The 3019-nt window shown below is 29.7% G+C and carries 4 protein-coding genes; all 4 read right to left on the reverse strand.

What is annotated here, in order from left to right:
* Positions 1-361: 361 nt before the first annotated feature.
* On the reverse strand, positions 362-1522 hold the full coding sequence (locus N3F66_14820; protein ID MCX8125419.1) for a GDSL-type esterase/lipase family protein: 1161 nt from the start codon (positions 1520-1522) through the stop codon (positions 362-364).
* The gene (locus N3F66_14825) at positions 1473-2051 is read right to left on the reverse strand and encodes a hypothetical protein (GenBank protein ID MCX8125420.1); all 579 of its coding nucleotides are present in this window, start codon (positions 2049-2051) and stop codon (positions 1473-1475) included. The genes N3F66_14820 and N3F66_14825 overlap by 50 nt, the downstream gene beginning before the upstream one ends.
* 159 nt (positions 2052-2210) lie before the next feature.
* Positions 2211-2459, reverse strand: coding sequence for a DUF6290 family protein (locus N3F66_14830; protein ID MCX8125421.1), 249 nt, complete (start codon positions 2457-2459; stop codon positions 2211-2213).
* 17 nt (positions 2460-2476) lie between these two features.
* The coding region (tilS, locus tag N3F66_14835) for a tRNA lysidine(34) synthetase TilS (GenBank protein MCX8125422.1) at positions 2477-3019 on the reverse strand (543 nt) is incomplete at its 5' end.

Consider the following 3019-nt stretch of genomic DNA (forward strand, 5'->3'; position numbering starts at 1 on the left):
TTTTATTTATAAGCAAGTAATATACCCAAATATAATATAATTAATTTTATATATATAAATAATAGTGTTTAAATTTGAAACTATATATGTTTAGAAATAAAACGGAGATTTTAAAAATGTAAAATGTATGATTTACGATTTAATAAAATTTTAAATAAAATATTTATTTGAATCGGCTATTGACAAACATTAACCGTCAAGATTTTTAAATTATCGTTTCTCATTGCATCTATTGATATTCTTGTTGTGATGTTTTCAAATTCTAAAATTTGAAATGTTTTTATTTGGCATTTACAATCTGACATTTGTCATCTAGAATTGTTTTTTTCATCAGGCATTTGGCATTTGACTTTGCCTTTATTCACCATCCCAAATCATCTTTGATATTTGCATCTATCCAACCTTTCAGAGCATTTGCTATTTTTTCATGTGCAGCCACAGTTGGATGTGTATTATCTCCTGCGTATTCTGATGATTGCAAAGGGAATCCTGATGCTATGGGGGGATTATTAATAGGCACATAAAAAATCTTCGGATCATTTTTATTGGTTACAACTTCATTAATATAATCACCTGCTGTTTTTCCCATCCATGATGGTATGGGTTCCGTACATAAAATAAATGCATTAGGATAATAAGAACGTAAAGTTGTTAAAAAATTAGAATACGCATTCTGAAAAGCTGTTTTATCAGGTGTTCCTGATGAAAAATCATTTGTTCCAAGTGCAATGACCACAACATCTGCTTGCCAACCACTAAAATTCCAATCAGGAGTTGTTGGTGTAGGAGTCATTTCAAAAAATACTTTTGGATAAACAGTTGGCATTGTGGCTGGCGGATTACAACCATTACAATTTCTATATATACCAATACCACCACGGCATATTGTCATCCACTCTGCACCATACATTCTTGCAAGCATTGGTCCAAAAGTCAAATCCCCATTTGAAATACAGCCACCCCATTCATTAGGACATGGGTTACTTCCCTGCCATTCATTTAAAGCACCACAAGTTATTGAATCACCTATAAATTCCATTTTCCTTGTTGGTCTAGGACCTGGGTCATAAAGTGTTTTACCCATATCAAGACCAAATCCGGCAAAATTAACAATACCGCTCATTCCTTCACTTGTTCTAACCAACATAATTTTATGTGGGCCATCAGTGAGTCCTGTAATTGTATAAGGTGTCTGCGTTGGTGTTGCGTAGTATTGATCTTTTTGATTTTTTACTCTGATTTTTATAAAATTTTTATGATCTGAAAAATCATCAATTGCATATGCAAATCTGGTATCCCATGCAGATAATCTGAGAGTGAGTGATGTACCGTAAAAACCTGCTATAATATATGTGGTTCCCCAGCCACTTTTTGCAACTACCGCGTCAGTTCTATCCCATCTACCATAATACTGTATATTAGGGTTATCTGCTTTTACTACTGAATATGTGTATGGTGTGATTGTAAAATAATCAACATAAACAGAACCGTTGTAATTCCCAGTTGGCTGAAAAAAATACACCTATTCTTTTTACATCAGTAAGATCTGGAGTACAATTAGGATCAGTAAAACCAGGATTTAATGAATCAAATATAACTTCATTCCATTGGCCTACTTTGAACTTAGACCACTCACCATTTTGCCAGCACCAGTTACTACCACTCTGAACAAAAATTGAACCACCATCAATAGGAAAATCAGGAGGTATATATACTTGTGCTCGTAAAATTGTATTTTGTATATTTGTTATGGTAGGTGCCACTCCCGCTCCACTGCTATTACTTGAAGAAAAATTTCCATCTATACGCAAAGAATGTGTTTTATAAAATGATTTTACAGTAGTGTTTGATGTTAGAGTGGTTCCGCCTTGATAAACATTCCAACCCATAATAGTTCCATCTTCAAAATCATAAACAACTGTAGAATATGGAATTGGTGTAATTGTCCATGTAGGTGTCGGGCCTGTTGGTTGAGTTGGATTATCTTTTTTATGACAGGAAAAAAACATTACAAAAAAAATTATAAAAATAACAAAAAAAATTTTTTTCATGTAAGCACCTTCCTTTCGTATCCATTATAATAAACGAAAACGCTTTCTAATAATATTATATTAAATATACTTTTTTTATCAATAAAAATATTATTGAACTAAAAATAAGTAAAATATTTGTTTATTACAAAAATACATCTTATTATAATTTATATTAATTTAATATCGTTTGTATTCAGAATATAAAATTCTGAATTTTTCAAGTATACTTTCATATTTCTGTGCAGCTATTTTCAGGACATCCAATTTTTCTTTTCTATTTTTGCTGTTTAAAATTGTTTTTCTTATAAATTCAGACATGCTTAAATTTTCTTCTTTTGCGAATTCTTTTATCATATGTAATTCTTCATTACTTACCCTCATTAAAATTTGTTTATCTCTTCTCTCTTTTCCTTTCCTTCTTCCCATAATATAACCCTCCTTTTTTATTTTAATATTTCAATCAATAATATTCTTTTTGTATTCTCTGTAATTTTATATCTATCATCTATTCTTACACCAGCAATCCACATTATATTTTTTGCGTCACATATTAAAATTGGTTCTTCTTTAATTTTAGCAGAAATCATGAATTTTTTAATCCTGACTTTTTCAGTCATTCCAAAAGGTATGAATCTGTCACCGGCCTTTCTTCTGCGTATTATAATTGGAAATTTTACTTTTTCAGAATCAATAAACCCTTTATTTTTTTCTTTTAAATTAAATTTTCCAGTATTTTTTATAATACTGAATTTTATTTTCTTACCACCAAATTTATAAATATCAACTCCTGTTATTTTTTCTATTGTTATTTTTGATATTTCTTCCTTTGCTTCTTCAATACGTTCAAATATTATTCTATCATTTTCAAATCTAAATTTTATATCTTCTGGTAAATTAATACACTTTTTCCCAATAATAATATTCTCAATATTTCTTATAAGAGTAAATGTGATCTTTCTCTTACTTTCAAAAATCATCTGCATTGC

Source organism: Spirochaetota bacterium, assembly GCA_026414805.1.
Taxonomy (GTDB): domain Bacteria; phylum Spirochaetota; class UBA4802; order UBA4802; family UB4802; genus UBA4802.

What these genes read in the sequence shown, in the direction of transcription:
- N3F66_14830 (MCX8125421.1), bottom strand. Translation starts at nt 2,459, where the DNA reads ATGGGAAGAAGGAAAGGAAAAGAGAGAAGAGATAAACAAATTTTAATG.
- N3F66_14825 (MCX8125420.1), bottom strand. Translation starts at nt 2,051, where the DNA reads ATGAAAAAAATTTTTTTTGTTATTTTTATAATTTTTTTTGTAATGTTT.